Source organism: Mycobacterium interjectum, assembly GCF_900078675.2.
Classification (GTDB): Bacteria; Actinomycetota; Actinomycetes; order Mycobacteriales; family Mycobacteriaceae; genus Mycobacterium; species Mycobacterium interjectum.
Map to the genome: position 1 here is coordinate 2891700 of NZ_LT546237.1, position 20427 is coordinate 2912126.

16 protein-coding genes and 1 pseudogene are annotated in these 20427 nt (G+C 68.0%); 12 read left to right on the top strand and 5 right to left on the bottom strand.

Annotated features, from left to right (window positions below; all coding sequences use genetic code 11):
* Positions 1–11 precede the first annotated feature (11 nt).
* The 9 genes and pseudogenes from BN4348_RS48240 to BN4348_RS48280 all read left to right on the top strand — a co-directional run bounded on the left by BN4348_RS48240 (position 12) and on the right by BN4348_RS48280 (position 6858).
* A complete protein-coding gene (locus tag BN4348_RS48240; protein ID WP_066914830.1) occupies positions 12–1202 on the top strand; it encodes a cytochrome P450 in 1191 nt (396 codons plus the stop codon).
* Complete coding sequence (locus tag BN4348_RS48245) at positions 1202–2401, top strand: acyl-CoA dehydrogenase family protein (protein ID WP_066914832.1); 1200 nt, start codon at positions 1202–1204, stop codon at positions 2399–2401. Before BN4348_RS48240 ends, BN4348_RS48245 begins: the two co-directional genes overlap by 1 nt.
* Positions 2398–2946, top strand: coding sequence for an FAS1-like dehydratase domain-containing protein (locus BN4348_RS48250; protein WP_066914834.1), 549 nt, complete (start codon positions 2398–2400; stop codon positions 2944–2946). The genes BN4348_RS48245 and BN4348_RS48250 overlap by 4 nt, the downstream gene beginning before the upstream one ends.
* Complete coding sequence (locus BN4348_RS48255) at positions 2946–3344, top strand: Zn-ribbon domain-containing OB-fold protein (RefSeq protein ID WP_066914836.1); 399 nt, start codon at positions 2946–2948, stop codon at positions 3342–3344. Before BN4348_RS48250 ends, BN4348_RS48255 begins: the two co-directional genes overlap by 1 nt.
* An 8-nt stretch (positions 3345–3352) precedes the next feature.
* On the top strand, positions 3353–4468 hold the full coding sequence (locus BN4348_RS48260) for an acyl-CoA dehydrogenase family protein (protein ID WP_066914839.1): 1116 nt from the start codon (positions 3353–3355) through the stop codon (positions 4466–4468).
* The gene (locus tag BN4348_RS48265) at positions 4465–4920 is read left to right on the top strand and encodes a MaoC family dehydratase (protein WP_066914841.1); all 456 of its coding nucleotides are present in this window, start codon (positions 4465–4467) and stop codon (positions 4918–4920) included. Before BN4348_RS48260 ends, BN4348_RS48265 begins: the two co-directional genes overlap by 4 nt.
* A pseudogene (locus BN4348_RS48270) lies at positions 4917–5258 on the top strand (lipid-transfer protein); the annotation flags it as partial. The gene BN4348_RS48265 and the pseudogene BN4348_RS48270, both read left to right, overlap by 4 nt.
* A 29-nt stretch (positions 5259–5287) precedes the next feature.
* Positions 5288–6256, top strand: coding sequence for a zinc-binding dehydrogenase (locus BN4348_RS48275; protein ID WP_235852781.1), 969 nt, complete (start codon positions 5288–5290; stop codon positions 6254–6256).
* Entirely contained in the window at positions 6253–6858 is a 606-nt protein-coding gene (locus tag BN4348_RS48280) for a TetR/AcrR family transcriptional regulator (RefSeq protein WP_066914847.1), read from the top strand. Before BN4348_RS48275 ends, BN4348_RS48280 begins: the two co-directional genes overlap by 4 nt.
* A gap of 21 nt (positions 6859–6879) precedes the next feature.
* Here BN4348_RS48280 and BN4348_RS48285 read toward each other — a convergent pair whose 3' ends face one another.
* The 4 genes from BN4348_RS48285 to pruA all read right to left on the bottom strand — a co-directional run bounded on the left by BN4348_RS48285 (position 6880) and on the right by pruA (position 11871).
* Positions 6880–8103 carry an IS110 family RNA-guided transposase gene (locus BN4348_RS48285; protein WP_066914849.1) on the bottom strand — a complete coding sequence of 408 codons (1224 nt, stop codon included), beginning with the start codon at positions 8101–8103 and terminating at the stop codon, positions 6880–6882.
* A gap of 363 nt (positions 8104–8466) precedes the next feature.
* Positions 8467–9210 (bottom strand): MBL fold metallo-hydrolase, encoded by a 744-nt coding sequence (locus BN4348_RS48290; protein ID WP_066914851.1) that lies wholly within the window; start codon positions 9208–9210, stop codon positions 8467–8469.
* A 73-nt stretch (positions 9211–9283) separates the two neighbouring features.
* A complete protein-coding gene (locus BN4348_RS48295; RefSeq protein ID WP_066914853.1) occupies positions 9284–10240 on the bottom strand; it encodes a proline dehydrogenase family protein in 957 nt (318 codons plus the stop codon).
* Positions 10240–11871 carry an L-glutamate gamma-semialdehyde dehydrogenase gene (pruA, locus tag BN4348_RS48300; RefSeq protein ID WP_066914855.1) on the bottom strand — a complete coding sequence of 544 codons (1632 nt, stop codon included), beginning with the start codon at positions 11869–11871 and terminating at the stop codon, positions 10240–10242. The genes BN4348_RS48295 and pruA overlap by 1 nt, the downstream gene beginning before the upstream one ends.
* An 84-nt stretch (positions 11872–11955) precedes the next feature.
* Here pruA and BN4348_RS48305 point away from each other — a divergent pair, with 84 nt between their 5' ends.
* Both BN4348_RS48305 and BN4348_RS48310 read left to right on the top strand, forming a co-directional pair.
* Positions 11956–13542: a PucR family transcriptional regulator gene (locus BN4348_RS48305; RefSeq protein WP_066914857.1), complete on the top strand. Its 1587-nt coding sequence runs from the start codon at positions 11956–11958 to the stop codon at positions 13540–13542.
* Positions 13543–15403: 1861 nt separating this feature from the next.
* Positions 15404–18013: a LuxR C-terminal-related transcriptional regulator gene (locus BN4348_RS48310; RefSeq protein ID WP_066914859.1), complete on the top strand. Its 2610-nt coding sequence runs from the start codon at positions 15404–15406 to the stop codon at positions 18011–18013.
* Between the two features lie 486 nt (positions 18014–18499).
* On the opposite strand, the gene BN4348_RS48315 is transcribed toward BN4348_RS48310, so the two are convergent.
* Positions 18500–19492 (bottom strand): class I SAM-dependent methyltransferase, encoded by a 993-nt coding sequence (locus BN4348_RS48315; protein ID WP_160040527.1) that lies wholly within the window; start codon positions 19490–19492, stop codon positions 18500–18502.
* 100 nt (positions 19493–19592) lie between these two features.
* On the opposite strand from BN4348_RS48315, the gene stf0 reads away from it, so the two are divergent.
* Positions 19593–20396, top strand: a complete 804-nt coding sequence (gene stf0, locus BN4348_RS48320) for a trehalose 2-sulfotransferase (protein WP_066914863.1) — start codon at positions 19593–19595, stop codon at positions 20394–20396.
* The last annotated feature ends 31 nt before the right edge of the window (positions 20397–20427 follow it).

A 20427-nucleotide genomic window follows, 5' to 3' on the forward strand; every position in this document is an offset into this window, starting at 1 on the left:
GGAGGCTGGCCGTGCGGACTACCTTTCCCGCTTGTCTGTTGCACTCCCCCGACTTCTACGCGGGCGATCCTTACCCGGCTTACCGGGAGCTGCGCGCGACGTCGCCGGTGTGCTGGAACGACGTGACCAACTTCTGGGCGCTGCTGAAGTACGAGGACATCCGCTTCGTGTCGAGCAACCCGGGGCTGTTCTCGTCGACCGAGGGCATCACCATCCCCGATCCCCAACAGCCGAACCCGGTCCAACCGGGCAGCCTGATCTTCACCGACCCGCCGCGGCACCGGCAGATGCGCAAGCTGATCAACTCGGGGTTCACCAGGCGGCGCGTGGCCGTCCTCGAGCCGAAGATCCGTGAGATCGTGCGGGGCATCCTCGACGACGTGGCGCCCGACTCCGTCCACGAGTTCGCCGAACGGATCGCCGCCCCGCTGCCCACCCGGATGATCGCCGAGCTGATCGGCGCCCCGCCCGACGATTGGGAGCAGTTCCGGGCGTGGTCGGACGCCGCCACCGGCAACGCCGACCCGGAGATCGAACTCGATCCCCTGGTGGCGATGGGGCAGCTTTTCGAGTACTTCCAGAAGCTGATCGCGCAGCGCCGCGTCGAGGCACGCGACGACCTGCTGTCGGTTTTGGCCGGCGCGGAGATCGACGGAGTCCGGCTCACCGACGAAGACCTGCTCAACTTCGCCTTCCTGCTGTTGGTCGCCGGCAACGAAACCACCCGCAATCTCATCGCTTTGGGCACGCTGGCGCTGATCGCGCATCCCGACCAATGCCGCTTGCTGACCGCCGACCCCGGGTTGATCCCGGGCGCCGTCGAAGAGATGTTGCGCTGGAACAGCCCGGTGGTGCACATGGCGCGCACCGCGACGGCCGACGTCGAGATCCGCGGGCAACTGATCGCCGAGGGCGACACCGTGGTGATGCTGTACGGGTCGGCCAACCGCGACGAGGACATCTTCGGTCCCGACTCCGAGGAGTTCAAGGTGACCCGGCACCCGAACCCGCACATCGCGTTCGGCTGCGGTGAACACTCTTGCGTCGGTGCGCAATTGGCCCGGTTGGAAGCCGTGGTGATGTTCGACGAGCTGCTGCGGCGCTTCCCCAGGCTGGAACTCGTCGGCGAGGTGGACCGGATGCGCGCCACGATGGTGCCCGGCGTGAAGCGGATGCCGGTGCGGTTCGGGACGGCCGACTGATGGAGCTGGACTACACGCCCGAGCAGCAGCGGCTGCGCGCCGAGTTTCGCGCCGCGCTCGAACGGGTGATGACACCGGAACGCGTCGCGGCGATCGGCGACCGAGTCGAGGGCGGCCCGGAAGTTCGGGACTGCGTGCGCGCCCTGGGCGCGGCCGGCCTGCTCGGCGTCGGGTGGCCTAAAGAGTATGGTGGGCAGGGATTCTCGGCGATCGAGCAGTTCATCTTCGCCGAGGAGGCGCAGCGGGTCAGCGCGCCGATCCCGCTGGTGACGCTCAACACCGTCGGCCCCACCCTGATGCAGTGCGGCACCGAGGAGCAGAAGCAGAAATTCCTGCCGGCGATCTTGGACGGCAGTGTTGAGTTCGCGATCGGGTACTCCGAGCCCGGGGCAGGCAGCGATTTGGCGTCGCTGCGCACCACCGCGGTGCGCGACGGCGCGGACTGGGTGATCAACGGCCAGAAGATGTTCACCAGCGGCGCCGCCTACGCCGATTACATCTGGCTGGCCGCGCGCACGGACCCGAACGTCAAGAAGCACAAGGGCATTACCATCTTCATCGTGCCGACCTCGTTGCCAGGGTTCTCGTGGCAACCGCTGCACACCATGCCCGGCGTCTCCACCTTCTACACGTTCTACGACGACGTTCGGGTCCCGGCCAGCGCCATCGTCGCCGGCGAAAACCAGGGCTGGCAACTGATCACCACCCAGCTGAATTTCGAGCGCGCGGCCTTGGGCAACCTCGGGGCGCTCGAGCCCCTCTTCGAGAAGACCCTGGAGTGGGCCACCACCACGGAGCTCGACGGCGGCCACGTCCTCGACCAGCCCTGGGTGCGCCTCGCGCTGGCCAGAGTCGAGGCGCAGGTCGCCGCGTACAAACTGGTCAATACGCGGGTCAACGCGGCCATGTCTGCGGGCGAGCTCAGCATGGGCGAGGCATCGGCGGCCAAAGTTTTCGGCACCGAACTCACCCAGCAGGTCGCCCGTCAACTCCTGGAAGTGCTCGACGGCAACGGAACACGCTCCGGCGCCGACGCGCCGCTGCGCGGGGCCCTCGAATCGGCCTACCGGTTCGCGGTCATCAACACGTTCGGCGGTGGCGCCAACGAGATTCAGCGTGACATCATCGCCATGGCCGGATTGGGCATGCCGAGGGCGCCCCGCGACCTTCGCGCCCAGCAGACAACAGGAGGATCATGACCGACCAAGATTCCGAGGTGCTCGCGAAGCTGCGAGCGCTCGTCGGCCAACCCACCGGCGGATCCGGGAAGCCCTCGGTGGCGCCGGATCCGGTCAACCAGCCAATGATTCGGCACTGGGCCCACGCGCTCGACGACATGAACCCCGTCTACCTCGATCCGGAGTTCGCGGCGTCATCGCGGTTCGGTGGCATCGTATCGCCGCCGGTGATGCTGCAAACTTGGACGATGCCGTCGCCGAAGCTGGAGGGGATCGGCGAGCGCGGCGGCGCCCCCGTCGAGATCCTCAGCAATCCAACGGCATTCCTGGATGAGGCCGGATACACCAGCACCGTGGCCACCAACTCGGAATTCGAGATCGAACGCTATCCCCGGCTGGGCGACGTCATCAGCGCGACATCGGTGTTCGAGGACGTCTCCGACGAGAAGAAGACCGCGCTCGGCACGGGCTTCTTCTTGACCTGGCTGATCACCTACACCGACCAGAACGGTGAGGTGCTGGGGCGTCAGCGATTCCGCGTGTTGCGATTCAGGCCGGCGCGCTGATGGCCCCCCGCCTGGCGCCGGCCATCAGTCCGGACACCGAGTTCTTCTGGAACGGCTTGCGCGAGCGCAAGCTGCTGATCCAGCGCTGCTCCGGATGCGGGGCGCTGCGCCACCCGCCGCGCCCCATGTGTCCGCACTGCCGGTCCCTGGACTGGGAGGCGATCGAGTCGTCGGGCCGCGGCACCGTGTACAGCTACGTGATGCCGCACGAACCGCGGTTCCCGTTCTTCGACTATCCCTACATCGTGGCGCTGGTACAGCTCGACGAGGGCGTGCGGTTGGTGTCGAACCTGTGTGGCATCGACCCCGCCGACGTCACGGTCGGGATGCCGGTCGAGGTCTACTACCAGACGTTCGATGACGACCTGGTGCTGCACCAGTTCCGACCCGTTCAATAGGTGGCGCAATGGATTTCACGTTCACCGAAGAGCAGGAGACGATCGCCGAGCTCGCGCGAGAGATCTTCGAGCGCCGGGCCACCCCCGACCGGCTGACCGAGCTGGAGGCCGGCGAGACCCGTTATGACGCGGCACTTTGGAGCGATCTCGCGGCCGCCGACCTCTTGGGCACCGCGCTGCCGGAGGCGGTCGGCGGGAACGGCGGCGGCTTCCTGGAGCTCGGCGTGCTGCTGGCGGAGGTGGGCGCGAGCGTGGCCCCGGTGCCCGCCTACGCGACACTGGTGCTGGGCGCCGACCCGATCGCCCGGCACGGAACTTCCGAGCAACGGCGACGGTTCCTGCCCGGCGTCGTCGCGGGAGCCCGCATCCTGAGCGCGGGGCTGCAAGAGCCCGGCCGATCCGATCCGATGAACCCGTCCACCACGGCCCGTCGCGACGGCCCGAACTGGCGCCTGGACGGGGCCAAGGAGCTGGTGCCGGCCGCCCAGCTCGCCGACACCATCCTGATTCCGGCCGCCATGGACGACGGTGACGTGGGCCAGTTCCTGCTGCCCGCCGACGCCCGCGGCGTCGAAATCCGGCCGGTCGCGACCACCAACCGCGAACCGCACGCGGACGTATTCCTGGACGGCACGACCGTTTCGCCGCACGACCGGCTCGACGGCCCGGTCCGATCGCTGCACACGCGTGCCCTGCTCGGCCTGTGCGCGATTCAGCTCGGGGTCTGCGAGCGCGCCCTGCGCATCGCGGCCGAGTACACCAGCGGCCGTGAGCAATTCGGGCGGCCCATCGGCAGCTTCCAAGCGGTGCAGCAGCGGATGGCCGACGCCTTCATCGACGTCGAAGCGATCCGCTGGACCACCTGGCACGCGGCCTGGCTGATCGCGCGGGGACGACCCTTGGATGAGGCCGACCGGGCGGCCCGCATCGCGAAGTTCTGGGCCGCCGAGGCCGGCTCCCGGGTCGCCGCCACCGCCCAGCAGGTGCACGGCGGCATCGGGATCGACGTCACCTATCCGCTGCACCGCTATTTCCTGTGGGCCAAACACAACGAGCTCGCCCTCGGTCCCGCGCCTGCCCAGCTGGCCAGCATCGGCAGCACCTATCCGGAAGGAATCCGATGACCACCATGACTAACCGGACCACCACCCTGCGGTGGGCCGATATCAATCTCGGCGACGAGGTGACCCCGCTCGAAATCCCGGTCACCACAACGATGATCGTCGCCGGCGCGATCGCCTCGCGGGATTTCATGCCGGTGCACCATGACCGCGACTTCGCCAAGAAGCAGGGCTCGCCGAACCTGTTCATGAACATCCTCACCACCAACGGGTACTGCGTGCGCTTCCTCACCGACTGGGCCGGGCCCGAGGCGATGGTGAAGAACCTGTCGATCCGCCTCTGCGTGCCGTGCTTCCCCGACGACCCGCTGCGCTTCACCGGCGCCGTGACCTCCAAGACCGAAGGTTCGGACGGTGAGAACTTCGTCGAGGTGACGTTCAAGGGCTCCAACAGTCTGGGCGATCACGTCTCGGGCACCGCGGTGCTCAGCCTGCTCGACGGGGAAGGCGCATGAGCTCGCTGCCCGGCAACTGCGCCATCGTCGGCATCGGCCAGACCGAGTTCTCCAAGGAGTCCGGGCGCAGCGAGCTCCAATTGGCCTGCGAAGCGGTCAGTGCCGCGCTCGACGACGCCGGCCTGGCGCCCGCCGACGTCGACGGCATGGTCACCTTCACGATGGACTCCAGCGACGAAATCGACATCGCCCGCAACGTGGGCATCGGCGACCTGAGCTTCTTCTCGCGGGTGCATCACGGCGGCGGCGCGGCGGCCGGCACCGTGGTGCACGCGGCGATGGCCGTCGCGACCGGCGTCGCCGACGTCGTGGTGTGCTGGCGGGCGTTCAACGAACGTTNCCGGGGACCGCCGCGCTCAAGCTGAGGATGGCGGGCATCTGCGGATCCGACCTGCACATCTTCCGCGGCGAGCTGCCCCTGCCGTGCCCCTTCGCCTTGGGCCACGAAATGGTCGGCGAGATAGCCGAACTCGGTGAGGGGCTCACCACCGACGCGACCGGCAAGCCGCTCGCCGTCGGCGATCGCGTCGTCACACCGTACTTTTGGACCTGCGGGCGCTGCCACGCGTGCGCACGGGGCCGGCCCCACGCGTGCCAGAACCTGATGGCCGGGGAATACCGCACCCACGACCAGCCGCCGCATTTCGTCGCCGCGCACGGTGAGTACTACTACACCAGTCGGCGGCAGCCGCTGTACAAGGTGCCCGAGGACCTCGCCGACGAGGCCGTCGCCCCGCTGAATTGTGCGCTGGCGCAGGTGCTGTTCGCGCTGCGCGACGTGCGCCTCGGCGACACCGTCGTCATCCAGGGCGCGGGCGGGCTGGGCATCAACGCCGCGGCCGTGGCACGCACGGCCGGCGCGGCCGCCGCCATCGTGATCGACAAGATCCCCGAACGGCTGGACGTCGCGGCCGATTTCGGCGCCACCGTCTGCATCGACGCGAGCGGCATCTCGACCTTCGAGGTGGCGGAGCGGGTCCGCGCGCACACCGACGGCATCGGCGCCGACTGGGTGCTCGAGGTCGTCGGGGTGCCGGGCGTCATCCCCGACGGGGTCGGCTTTCTGAACAACGGCGGCACGCTGCTCGAGGTCGGCAATGTCGGGACGGGGCGCACGTTCGAGCTCGATCCGAGCTCGCTGGTCTACGGCAACAAGGCCGTGCGCGGCGTGATGCTCTACGATCCCGTCACGCTGGCGATCGGGCTGTCCTTCCTGCAGCACACCGACTTTCCGTTCGGCCGGCTGATGCCCAAGCCATACCATCTGGCCGACGTCAACGACGCCTTCGCCTCGGCGGATGCCGGACTGGTGCCGCGCGGGGCGTTGGTGCCATGACCCAGGCGGCGCAGGCCACCGATACCCGCGAACTCATCGTCGAGTCCGCGTTCATCTGTTTCGGCAGACAGGGATTGGACAAGACGACCATCGTCGACATCGCCAAGCAAGCCGGCGTTTCACGCAGCACCATTTACGAGTACTTCAGCGACAAGGGCGCGATCGTCGAGGCGTGCGCCGAACACGCCTCCGAACGGTTCTACCGCGAGATGTCCAAGGCGATGGCCCAGGGCAGCTCCCTGGAGGACAAGCTGAGCCGCGCGGCGGTGTTCGTGACCCAGGCGCGGCGGGTCATCGCCTCCGAGAAGTACTTCGACGAAGACGCCATCAGCCTGCTGCTGACCAAAGACGCCGCGGTGTTGCTGCGCGAGTGTGTCGACTTCTTCGCGCCCTACCTCGCCGCTGCCAGGCTCACCGGCGAGGTCCGCAAGGACCTGGACGTCGAGGCCGCCGGGGAATGGTTCGCGCGCATCCTCTTTTCGCTTTTCAGCACGCCGTCGTCGACGCTGGACATGGACGACCCCGAGGTGGCCGCGGAGTTCGTGCGCGCGCACGTGGTCCGGGGATTCGCCAGCGATCGCCCGCGGCCGCGCCGCGGCTAGACATCCCAGGTCCGTAATTTGTCAAGCGGCGTTGGTGGTGGGGGTGTTGTGGCGGGGTGACCACGCTAGCTGTTCGTTGTATGTGGTGTGGTGGCGTAGGCAGCCGTGGAGGATTCCGACGAGGCGGTTGCCGACGGCGCGGAGGGCTTGGTGGTGGAGGTCTTCGGCAGCGCGGTGCTGGTCGTAGTAGGCGCGTGCGCCTGGGCTGCGGGTGATCGCGCAGAACGCCCATTGGTCGATAGCGTCGTAGAGCCGGCGGTTGCGGACGTGGCGGGCCAGCACGGCGCGTTTTTTGCCCGACGCGACTGTCAGCGGGGAGGTTCCAGCGTGGTTTTTGCGAGACTTGGCGGTGGTGTAGCGAGTGGGGTCGTCCCCGAACTCACCGAGCACCCGGGCGCCGAGCACAACACCAAGTCCTGGCAGGGAGCGGTAGATGTCGGCGTCCGGGTGTGTCTCAAAATGTGTCGACAGTTCGGCTTCCAGATCGCTGATCTGGTGGTTGAGCTCGATGATGATGCTGACTGTGGCGCGGGTGGTCGCCGCGAACGCGGCGCTGACAGAGGCAGCAGTGGTGAGTTGCTCGCTACGCAGAATTTTCTGGATTTGTAGTGCTCGGGTATCGAGGTTTCGTTGGCGCCCAGCGGCTTTGAGCGCTGACCGGATCTTGGCCACGCTCAAGCGAGCGCCCTCGGCCGGGGTCGCGGCGCGGCCGAGTACAGCCAGTGCGTCGCGGTCGGCCAGGTCGTCGAAGGCGTCCAGCGCGGCCGGGTAGTACTCGCGCAGTGCCGATCGCAGCGCGTTGGTGTGCCGGTTGCGGGTCCAGATCAGGTTCTGGTGCCCACGCGCGAGCACCTTGATCGCCTCGGCGTCGGCGCTGTTCCCAGCGATCGGGCGATGATTGTGGCGGTCGGTGCGCACCAGGTCGGCCAGCAGTTTGGCATCGCCGGCATCGGATTTAGCTCCGGAGACATGGTGGCGGTCGCGGTAGCGAGCGACCGCCAGCGGGTTGACCGCATACACCTGGTAACCGGCCGCGACCAGCGCGTTGACCCATAAACCTCGATCGGTTTCGATGCCGATCACGACCTGTCGGGGGTCTTGGGCGTGGGTGGCCACGATGTCGTGCAATCCGCGGATGCCGGGGAGCCCTTCTGGCAGCCGGCGCGAGGCCAGCCGGGTGCCGTTGTCGTCCATCACGTGGATGTCGTGATGATCTTCGGCCCAATCGTCGCCGACGAAGATCATCGATCACCTCCTCTGCCGAAACGGGTGGAACCTGTTCGAGCCCAAGGCAACCCGGCGGCGACCTAATGGATCAGTGCTCGAATCGGCACGACACCCCATCAGCGCTATGGGAAGCCTCACCAACCGGCCGGGGCACGGTCTAGCCGTAGGAATCGAACATCACTCCAGGGCGCGGAAGTGCTCACCGACCGGCGGCTCGGCGACCAGCGTCCCGCTACCGGATCACTATCCGTTCGAGGCTCGCCGATCAACTCCCATTAGGGCTCGTCGTCGAGTGTGCATCGCGGGCTTTGGTGTGCGCCCAGGGCGAGTTTTGGGCGTCTTTCGCGCCCCCGACGCACACTCAAGTACCTGAGCGCACACTCAGCGACGCTGTTGCGGCCACACGGTGTCGGCGGCGTGGACGGGCCGGCCATGGCCGGGCAGCAGGTGCGCGACGGGCAGTTCTTCGAGACGCTTGCGGGTGGCGGCGGCACTCGCGGCGTCGACGATTTCCGGTGTGTGCCAGGCCTGCCCGCGGACGGTCAGCACGGCGTCGCCGGACAGCAGAGTGCGGGTCGCCGGGTTCCACAGCGCGATGCTGTCGTCGGTGTGTCCGTTCGCGGCGACCACGGTCCAATCCGGCGCCCCGGGCACCGGCTGGCCGTCGGCAAGCCCGCCGCCGGGCGGCGGACCCGTCCAGCGCATACCGGCCGGCGTGCCGTATCCAGCCACCCAGGCGCCGCTGAGAAACCCGGTCACGCCGCGCCGATCCAGCGGCTGGTCGATCATGGTGGGCCAGATGCTCGCGGCCCGGCCCAGGGTCGGGGTCCGCGGTTTCGCCCCGTCGAGGTAGGCAAGAGTGGCCTCGGGCAACCAGATTGGCGCGCGGTGGCGCGCGGCCAGCTCCGCAGCGCCGGCGACGTGGTCGCTGTGTCCGTGGGTCGCCACGACGGCGTGCAGGGTTCCGGCGCGGCCCAGGGCGGCAGCGAGATCGCCGGCGACCCGCGGTAGCCCGGCGTCGACCACCACCGCGCCGTCGCCGCCGCGCAGGACGTAGCAGTTGAAGATCCAGCGCGACAGCCGGGTGATGCCGAGGTCGGGCATCTCGTCGATGACCAGGCTCATGCCCGAGACGCTACGCCCGGCGAGCACCGAGTGTGCACCCCGGGTTTCGGGTGTGCGGCCAGGGCGGTCACGCTCAATGTGCCAGCGCCCGCAGGAAGAACTTCAGGTTGGCGGGTCGCTCCGCCAACCGCCGGGCGAAGTACCCGTACCACTGGGTGCCGAACGGCACGTACACCCGCACGTGGTTGCCGGAGGCGGCGAGCCGGCGCTGCTCATCGTCGCGGATGCCGTACAGCATCTGGTATTCGAAATCATCGACGGTGCGGCCCGATGCAAGCGCCAAGGCCGGGACCCCCTCGATCACCGCCGGGTCGTGCGACGCCACCATCGGATATCCCGACCCCGCCATCAGCACGCGCAGGCACCGCAGGTACGAGTCGGCGACCTCGGCGTCGTTCCGGTAGGCCACCGGGGCGGGTTCGTCATAGGCGCCCTTGCACAACCGGATCCGCGCCCCGGACGCGGCGAATTCTTCGCAATCCCCGCATGTGCGGCGCAGGTATGCCTGCAGAACCGCTCCGAGCCAGGGGAAGTCGGCCCGCAGGTCGCGCACGATCGACAGGGTCGAGTCGGTTGTCGTGTGGTCCTCGGCGTCCACGGTCACCCACACGCCGGCACGCTGGGCGGCATGACAGATCGACCAGGCGTTCTCGCGGGCGATCTTCTCCCCGTCGCGATCCAGCGCCTGCCCCAAGGCGGACAGCTTCAGCGACACCTCCAGCGGCCGGACGCCACCGCCCTTCTCACCGGACTGCCCCAGCCTGTCGATCAGATCGAGGTACACCCGCACCGCCGCGTCGGCGTCATCGACGTCGACGACGTCCTCGCCCAGGTAGTCAACGCTGACGATGCGACCCGAATCGCGAAGCGCGCCAACGCTGTCCAGCACGCTGTCGATCGTTTCGCCGGGCACGAACCGATCCACCACCTTACGCGCGGCCGGCATGCGGTCGGCGGTGCGGCGCAACGCCTCCCACCGGCTGGCCGCCATGATCGCCGGGCGCACCGTGTGGGCGAACAAGCCGGCCATCAGTCGGCCGCCATGTGCGGGTAGGCGTGCTCGGTAGCCGGGACGAAAGTCTCCTTGATCGTGCGGGCCGACGTCCAGCGCAGCAGGTTCAGCACCGAGCCGGCCTTGTCGTTGGTGCCGGACCCGCGCGAGCCGCCGAACGGCTGGCGACCGACCACCGCGCCGGTCGGCTTGTCGTTGACGTAGAAGTTTCCCGCGGCGAACCGCAGCCGGTCCTGGGCGGTCAGCACGGCCGCCCGGTCGTCGGCGATGACGGCGCCGGTCAGCGCGTAGCGAGAACCGCCGTCGATGACGTCGAGGATTCGTTCGTACTGGTCGTCGGGGTACACGTGCACTGACAGCAACGGGCCGAAGTACTCGGTTGCGAAGGACTCGTCGGTCGGGTCGTCAGACAGCAGCACGGTGGGCCGCACGAAATAGCCGACGCTGTCGTCGTATTCGCCGCCGACCGCGATCGTGACGCCGGGCGCGCCCTTCGCCCGCTCGATGGCGTCGACGTTCTTGATGAAGGCCCGCCGGTCGATCAGCGCGCCGCCGTAGTTGGTCAGGTCGGTGATGTCGCCGTAGCGCAGCGCGGCGGTCTCGCCCAGGAACTCATCGCCCATGCGCTGCCACACCGAGTGCGCGACGAACGCCCGCGACGCGGCCGAGCACTTCTGCCCCTGGTAGTCGAACGCCCCGCGGATCAGCGCCGTGGTCAGCACATCCGGGCGCGCCGAGGCGTGCGCGACGACGAAGTCCTTGCCGCCGGTCTCGCCGACCAGCCGCGGGTAGCTGTGGTAGCGGCCGATGTTGGCACCCACCCGCTGCCACAGGTGCTCAAAGGTGGCCGTCGACCCGGTGAAGTGGATGCCGGCCAGCCGGGGATCATCCAGTGCCACATCGGAAACCGCGAAGCCGTCGCCGGTGAGCAGGTTGATCACGCCGGGCGGCAGGCCGGCCGCCTCGAGCAGCTGCATCGTCAGATAGGCCGACAGGGTTTGGGTGATCGACGGCTTCCACACCACGGTGTTGCCCATCAGCGCGGGCGCGGTCGGCAGGTTGCCGGCGATCGAAGTGAAGTTGAACGGCGTGACGGCGTAGACGAAGCCGTCCAGCGGGCGGTAGTCGCTGCGGTTCCACTCGCCGGGCCCGCTGATCGGCTGCTGCGCCAGTATCTGACGGGCGAACGCCACGTTGAACCGCCAGAAGTCGACCTGCTCGCACGGCGAGTCGATCTCGGCCTGATAGACCGACTTGGATTGGCCGAGCATCGTTGCGGCCGCGATCTTTTCGCGCCACGGTCCGGCCAGCAGGTCGGCCGCGCGCAGGAACACCGCGGCGCGCTCGTCGAAAGGCGTTGCGGCCCAGTTCTTCTTCGCGGCCATCGCGGCCTCGATGGCCGCCGTCGCGTCGGCGTGCCCGGCGTTGGTCAGGGTGCCCAGCGTCGCGGCGTGCCGGTGCGGCTGGACGACATCGATCCGCTCGCCCTCCCCCATCCGGCGGTGACCGCCGATGACGTGCGGGAGGTCGATCGGCTGGTCGGCCAGGGTGCTCAACTCGGCGAGCAGGCGGGTTCGTTCCGGGGAGTGTGGCGCATAGTCGTGAACCGGCTCGTTGGCCGGGACTGGTACCTGGGTGATCGCGTCCATGCTGCCCAGGATCCCCGGCGCGGCGCTCGATCCTACTGGCCGATTAGACAAGGTCTAGGGCCTTACCTAGTAAGATCGGACAATATGCGATCGGTGGGCGTCGGCCTGGGCCAGTTGTTGCTCGCCCTGGACGCGACGCTGGTCAGCCTGGTGGACGCGCCGCGGGGGCTCGATCTTTCCGTGGGGTCGGCGGCGCTGATCGATTCCGACGATACGCGGCTTGGGCTGGCGGCGGCCGCGGGCTCGGCCGACGTCTTCTTCCTGCTCGGGGTCGCAGACGACGAGGCGCGGCGGTGGCTGGACAACCAGGCGCGCGAGCGCGTCCCGGTGGCGATCTTCGCCAAGGGGCCATCGGAGCACCTCGTGGCGGCGGCGGTCGCGGCCGGCTCGGCGGTGGTAGCCGTGGAGCCCAGGGCCCGGTGGGAGCGGCTCTACCAGTTGGTCAATCACGTTTTGGAACATCACGGCGATCGCGGCGACCCCGTCGATGACTCGGGCACCGACCTGTTCGGCCTGGCACAGTCGCTGGCCGACCGCATCCACGGCATGGTCAGCATCGAGAACGCCCAGTCGCACGTGCTCGCCTATTCGGCCTCCAACGACGAAGCCGACGAGCTGCGCCGGCTGTCCATCCTGGGCCGCGCCGGGCCACCCGAGCACCTGAAATGGATCGGCCAGTGGGGCATCTTCGACGCGCTGCGGTCCAGCGGCGAGGTGGTGCGGGTGGCCGAGCGCCCCGAGCTGGGCCTGCGCCCCCGGCTGGCGATCGGCATCCACCAGCCACCGGCCGGCCCCCGCCGACCGCCGATGTTCGCCGGGGCCATCTGGGTGCAGCAGGGCTCGCAGCCGCTGGCCGACGACGCCGAGGTCATGTTGCGCGGCGCGGCGGTCCTGGCCGCACGAATCATGTTGCGGCTGGCGGCCCGTCCGTCGACGCATGCACGACGGATACAGCAATTGCTCGGGCTCAGCGACGAACCCGGCGACGCCGCTGCCGTCGCCCACGAACTCGGCCTCTCCGGCGACGGCTCCGCCGCGCTGGTCGGCTGGGACACCGTGGGTACTCCCCATCCGCGGATAGCGGACGTGCTGGCGTTGAGCGCCAGCGCTTTTCGGCGCGACGCCCAGGTTGCCTCGCGCCAGTCACGCGTCTACGTGCTGCTGCCACAGACGCAGACCCGGTCGGTCACCTCGTGGGTACGCGGGACGATCGGCTCCCTGCGCGCCGAACTCGACGTCGAGCTGCGGGCCGCCATCGCCGCCTCGGTCGCCGGTCTGGCAGAGGTCGCCGCCGCCCGCACCGAGGTCGACCGCGTACTCGATAGCGCTGAGCGACACCCGGTTTCGATCGGGCAGGTGACCACGCTGGCCGAAGCGCGCACCACCGTCCTGCTCGACGAGATCGTCACCGTGGTGGGCGCCGACCAGCGGCTGGTCGATCCGCGGATACGCGATCTGCGCGCCCGAGACCCGGTGCTGGCCGACACGCTGCGGGCCTACCTGGACAGCTTCGGCGACATCGGAACCGCAGCCCGGGCGCTGCAAGTGCACCCCAACACCGTTCGCTACCGGGTGCGACGGATCGAGAAGCTGTTGGCGACGTCGCTGTCGGATCCCGAGGTGCGGCTGCTGTTTTCGCTGGGATTGCGGGTGACCGAGCGCTCGGCGTAGTCCGCCTGCGGCGAGGGCGCCGCCCGCGGCACCGGCCAGACCACGGGCGGCGGCCCCGCACGCCGACCAACCCGGGCGCCGGCGGTCTTCTGGCCGATGCTGCTGCCACAGAAGCAGATGCGGTCGGTCAGATCAAGGGTGTGCGACGCAATCGGCTCCATGCGCGCCGAACTGCGCGCCATTCGATGACGACATGGTGGAACTGATCGGCGGCCGATTAGGCGCAAGGATTTCGCAAGCGCCCGGCAATAGGCTACGGCCGGATAGCAGCGAAAGGAGCCGCCATGGACACCGCACGCACGCTGAGAGCGTTGATCGCGAAGGCGTTGCTGGCGGGCGGCATCGCGGTCGCGGGTTTGGGACTGGGCGCGGGTAGCGCCGAAGCTCAACCCGGTCCTGCTCCGCTCAATCACTTCACCTGCTGCCCAGGCCACCCGGATCCGAACGACCACATCTCACCGGGGGTCCGATCGTCGCCATGCAGCGGGAGGGCTGGGATCTGAATGTCTGCCAAGACTATTGGTATCCGGCGGCCGGTTTCCCGGATAGTCCGCAACACAACGACATCGGCGAGGGAGTCCATGTGCCCCGTGGGCCGGCCTGCGCACCTCTCTGCGCTCGCTGGCCGTAGTTCAGAAGTCAGCAGCCTCGTGGTGCAAACGCGCATCTTGCGCGAGGCCCGCATCGCCGCACCACCCGAGAAAGGCGGTAGGAAGCGCCATGGGCACCAGCACGAACCCTCGGTTTGTTGGGTTCGGTAACAAACCGGCCCATATGTGCTGCTTCGAGTGGTCAATTACCTATGCGACGTATTCAGTGTGAGCCGATACTGATCGTCAGCATCGTCAAGGAAGGAAGCGAGGCCAGGCCGTGTCGCACTATCGCGCAGTGACGAGGATGCTCGGTGGAACCCTGCTGTCAGGTGGCGTCGCCGTGGCGCTGTTGGGCGTGGGGGCCGCCACCGCCCAAGCCGACCACGGATTCATGCCACCGGTGCATGGTCTTCTGCCGGAGGACGGACCGGTACCCCCGGGCGCATCCGGGCCGTACAAGTGCTGCCCGGGAGATCCGATGGGACTGCGCCCGAGCACCGGTCACGGATGCCCCGGGGGGTCGGACGGGCTCGGTGTTCACTGGGACAGGAGTCAGTGCCACACGTGGTGGGGCGTCGTGTGGGGGCATGGAAACGTCGACCCCAGTGTTTGGGAGGGAACCGATCCCCCGCCCCCGGAGGCGACGCAGAAGCCACCGTGCGGCTTTCCTTTCATGTGTTCAGGAACACCGTGATCAGCGGCTGGTAGCCCCGTCCGCGATGGCGGACGTGTGGCGTTGAACGCCAGCGCTTTTCGGCGCGGCGCCCGGTCGGTCACCTCACGCGTGCGCGGGCACGGACGAATCATCCAGTCCCGCAACGACAGACCGACCATCGCGGCGGCAAGGACTTCGCCCAAGGCCGGCATCAAGCGCCACCAGCAGTTCATCCATTGATGACAGGTCCGAACCGACCCCGGCGACGGCGCCGGCCAAGACGAGGGTGATCCGCCCAGTAACCGCGTGGCCGGCTCTTGCCGGTCCAAAATCTGTCGGTGCGAAACTTTTGTCATCAATACGGAAAGGGTAATTCCGGCGCACCAGAATGATTCGCGCCGACCCCGTGGCCTACAAGTACGCGTCTTGCCCAAAAACCCTGCGGCAGGCATGATTTTTCCCCAAAATGTGTCCGCTTAACCCGGTTAACCGGATTGTGTCCGGAAAGTGGAAATCTGCCCCGAATCGTGGACGGACTCAGTAGCCTCTGCAAATCACCTGGTCCGGGAGGTTCGGGGTCTTGCAAACGGAGAGCGCGTCGGAGTGGCCGATAGTGGCCCGCGACGACGAACGGCGTCAAGCCCTGGCGGCGCTTGCCGAAGACGCGGAGTTCCGTGGCGTCGCGTTGGTCGGCGAAAGCGGGGTGGGCAAATCGACGCTGGCTCGCTCGCTTGCCGACACACTCGAGTCGGACGGGGCGACCGTGCGGTATGTGCTGGGCACCCAAACCGGCTCGACGGTGCCGTTAGGTGCGTTCTATCGGTCGGTGACGGTGGAGGCGCCGCAGGAACCGGCCGCCATGCTCGCGGCCGCGCAACGAACGCTGGAACAGGAAACGAACCTCGTCGTCGTCGTCGACGACGCGCAGCTGCTTGACCCGTTGTCGTCGACGCTGGTGCAACAGCTCGCTGCCAGTGGCTGCGCGCGCTTGATCGCGACAATCCGGTCGGGTGAACCGGTGCCGGACGCGGTGACCGCGCTGTTGAAAGAGCGGTTGTTGCTGAGCCTGCACATTGCGGCGTTCACCCCGGAGCAGACCGAGGAGTTGGCCCGCGCCGTGCTCGGTGGCGTCGTCGACTCCGGGCTGATCAACGCGTTGCACGGGCGGGCGGCGGGGAGCCCGCTGCTGCTGCGCAGCTTGCTGGGCGCGGGTCGCGAAAGCGGCGTGTTGGTGCACACGGATGCGGGCTGGCAACTGCACGGTGCGTTGCGCGCGGACCGCGAACTCTACGATCTGCTCGAATTTCGACTGCAATCCTTCACGCCGGAGGAATTGGAGGCCGTGGAAATCGTGGCGGTCGCAGAGGTGCTCGACTGGGAGATCCTGCGCGAGCTGTGCGATGCCGACGTGGTGGGACGCCTCGAGCGGCGCGGGGTGATCCAGGTGGTCGCCGACGGCTTCCACACGGTGGCGCGGTTGGGTCATCCCGTCTTCGGTGAGGTCGCGATGCATCGAGCCGGAGTAGTGCGCACACGACAGCTCACCACCCTTCTGGCGCAACAACTTCAGCAGCAGGTGCAGACGCAGCGGGAGCGGTCGGGGTCGCCCGACGTGCGCACCCGGATGCTCCTGGCGCAGTTGATGACGCGAAGCGACATCTCGCCCGACCTCGATTTGATCATCGACGCGGCGGCCAGCGCGATGACCATGTCGGACGTCGCGCGCGGAGAGGAGTTGGCCCGCTTCGCTTTCGAGCGCGGCGGCGGCCTGCCGGCCGCGATCGTGCTGGCGGAGGCGATGGGCTGGCAGGGACGGGGCGACGAGGTCGAGGCGGTGCTCAACGACGCCAACCCCGCTGGTGCCGATGAGCGGACGGTTGTGCAGTGGGGCTGCCTGCGTGCCGCGAATCTCTTCTTCAGCTGCAGGCAGGTGGAGCCGGCCCGGGTGGCGCTCGCCGACGTCAAAGGGCGCATCAATTCTGACGCACTCCTGCCGCTCGTCACGGCCATGGAGGCGGCGTTTGCATGCTTTTCCGGGGACGTCCGAACGGCACTCGACCTCGGGTTCGAAGTCTGTCAATCCGATGTGCCACCGGTGATGAGGACGTGGGCTGCCACGTGGACGTGTTGGGCGTTGGCCCTCACCGGGCAGGTCGGCGAAGTCCGGCGCGTGGCGGACGCGGGGCGGGCAGCCGCATTCGACCAATCGGGACCGTGCCGGTTTGCCATGGGTTTGGCCGAGGTGGTGGCGCTGACGTCGGCCGGCGACAACCCTGCGGCCGAACGGGTTCGGGAACGCTATGCGTCCACGACCAGGGTGTGGCCCGCTGCAGACGCCTTCCTGCACGCGATGCTCGGAGCGGTGCTGCTTGCGCGGGGCGTGTTGACGTCGGCCTGTGCCGCCCTTCAGGATTCGGTATCGGCGATGTCGCGGGGTTTTCCGTCGGGCTGGTTGATGCTGGTATCAGCCTGGTCCGCGCAGGCCGAGGGCGCGCGGGGAGACAGCGCGTGCGCCGCGGCGGCGCTGCGCAGGGCCGAAGACGCTTACGGACCCCAGGTCGCGGTGTTCGCGCCCGAGCTAGAGCTGGCCCGGGCCTGGGAGCGCGCCGCCGCGGGCCACCCGACGGCAGCGCAAACACATGCGCTGCGCGCAGCGCAAATCGCCCGACAATCCGGGATGGACGCCGTCGAGCTGCGGGCCCTGCACACCGCCGTCCGTCTCGGCGTCCGCTCCCAGACCCAGAGGCTGGCCGAGCTGGCCAAGGTACTCAAGACCCCCATGGCAGAGGAAATCGCCGAGCACGCCCGCGGCCTGGCCGACCACGATGGCGACGCCCTCGACGCCGCGGCCGATCGGTTCGCCGACATGGGCGCACTGGCGCTGGCTGCCGACGCGGCCGCCCAGGCGGCGCGCGAACACGCCGACACCTGCCAGCGCGGCAAGCAGATACGATCCTCGACTCGCGCGCACACGTTGGCCGCGCAGGGCGGGGTACGGACACCGGCGGTCGATGCCGCGGCTTCGCCATTGCCCATCACGGCCCGCGAACGCGAGATCGCGAACTTGGTCACGACCGGTTTGTCCAACCGCGAGATCGCCGACCGGCTGGTCGTCTCGGTGCGAACCGTGGAGGGACACGTGTACCGCATCTTCGGCAAGTTGGGCATCGACGATCGTGAGCAGCTCGTCCACCTCATGCGTGCCGCTAGGAACGAGAACTGAACAGCGCTACCAATATTCGCCTCAGCGTGACTCGACCGCTTGTGCCGCGACCCGCTTGCGTTGTCGGTGTATCGCGGCGCGTCCGTGTTGCTCAAGCTCTAGGATGTGTTGATCGCAGCCGCAGAGCTGGTCCCTCGTTTGGAAGGTCGCTTCTGTTGCGCGACCGGCTTCGATGCACACGGCGCACAGCGGGACGACCGAACCGCGATCGAGACGTGTGCTCGTGATTCGGCCGGCGGGCAGATCGCAAGGCGGCACGCGATGACGACCCCTTCGCCTGCTGCGGGGCATAAGTCGCAGCATGGGGCGAAGGCGCCGAATGGTGAGGTTGTTCATGTGGCCCCCTCGACTCTCGATATCGCGCCAGGCCGCGCTGTTAACCATCCTCCCAGCGACCCCCCGCGGAAATGAGTAGTTGACTACTCGACCACTACTCGACTTGATTCCTGTCGACACAATGGATTCGATCCGAACAACGCCGCCCGTTCAGCCGGCCGCCTTGCGAATCGCGACGTTCAGGTACGGCATGAACAGGCCGAACGGCAGCTCAGCGCATTGTCGGCGTAACAAGTTGGCGTAGCGACGATTCGCGGATTGGCGATAGTACAGCCAGCGCAAGGGATTCTGCTTCATCTGAAACGTCTGCCGATCGGCCATGAAGTCGAGCTCGGAGATCGGTCCCAAGGCCAACTCGATGTCGTGATAGCTCACGCCGCGACCGCGACGGGTGAGTTCCAGCTTGGCGTCCTCCGACGTGGTGTCGAACGCCGACGCTTGGTACCTAGGCGTCCGCTTCAGGTACTCCAGAGCTATCTCGTCCGGCAGCCAGTGGAAGAACGGCAAGTCGGCGGTGTGATCGTCGAAAAGCCATAGCCGATTGGGCGCTTCGATAATGCAGAGGATCCCGCCGTCGGCCAATAACTGCCAGGCGGCTCGCAGGCTGGTCAACCGCTCGTGATACGTCATATGTTCCAGCGACGCGAAGAAGATGACGAAATCGAAGCCGGCGTGGTCGAAATGCGCGGCAATCTCGGTCGCATTCATGTGATGCAGGGCCGGTTCGCCGAGCCCGAAGAAACGCAACCGGGCCCGCGACACGGCTATGGATTCTTCCACCACGTCGATGCCGGTGACCTCGGCGCCTTGCTCGACCAGGGCCATGATGGACGACCCAGTCCCGCAGCCGATCTCGAACACTCGCGCGCCGTCCAGGCGGCGGAGGCCGTCAAGCCACGGCACGTACTCGTGCCGGTCGTAGATCAGACGCCCGACGGTGTGCTCGTCCATGTCGTGACGTCCAACCTCGGAATCCCAATAGTCCTCTGTCGACCAGTTCTCGCGTAGGTATTGACGAAAGCCTTCCACGCCTACCGGATTCAGTGGCACGAAGCGTCGACGCAGCTCGGCGGTGGTTCCCCGGTCCGCGCGCCAGATGATTCGGCGGGCCGACTCTTTGACGGAGTTGTGCACGACGGTCATCATCGCATCCGGCGGCCGGCGCCCGGCGGCCGATACTTATGTTCAGCGTGAACCCGATCGAACGAGTTGCGGGGCGTTTTCCGCCGGTTAGGCTTCCTTGGTGACTGAAAGCCCGTCGTCATATCTGGTGCTGGCTTCTCAGCGCAGCGGCAGCACGCTGCTGGTGGAATCCCTGCGCGCCACCGGCGTGGCCGGCGAGCCCCAGGAGTTCTTTCAGTACCTGCCGGCCACCAGCCAGTCCCCGCAGCCGCGGGAGTGGTTCGCCGGCGTGGACGACGAGTCGATACTGCGCCTGCTCGATCCCATGGACGAGGGGACGCCCGACCTGGCGCCCCCGGAGATTTGGCGCGACTACATCCGCACGGTCGGGCGGACACCCAACGGCGTGTGGGGCGGCAAGCTGATGTGGAACCAAACGCCGCTGCTGTTGAACCGCGCAAAGGACCTGCCGAATCGATCCGGCGACGGCCTGCGGGCCGCGATCCGCGATGTCATCGGCGAGGAACCGCTCCTCATCCACGTGCACCGACCCGATGTGGTGTCGCAGGCGGTGTCGTTCTGGCGCGCGGTGCAGACGCGGGTGTGGCGCGGCAGCCCCGATCCCGCGCGCGACGCGCGCGCCACCTACCACGCCGGCGCGATCGCGCACGTCGTCACCATGCTGCGCGCCCAGGAGGAAGGCTGGCGGACCTGGTTCGCCGAGGAAGACATCGAGCCGCTGGAGGTTCCGTATCCGGTGTTGTGGCGCAACCTGACTGAGGTGGTGGCCACCATCCTCGAGGCGTTGGGGCTGGACCCGCTGCTGGCGCCCGAGCCGGCGCTGCAACGCCAGGCCGACCAGCGCTCCGACGAATGGGTGGAGCGCTACCGTGCCGACGCCGACCGGGACGGGCTACCGACCTAAATTCAGGGCGAGCCAATCGATTGGCCCCCAA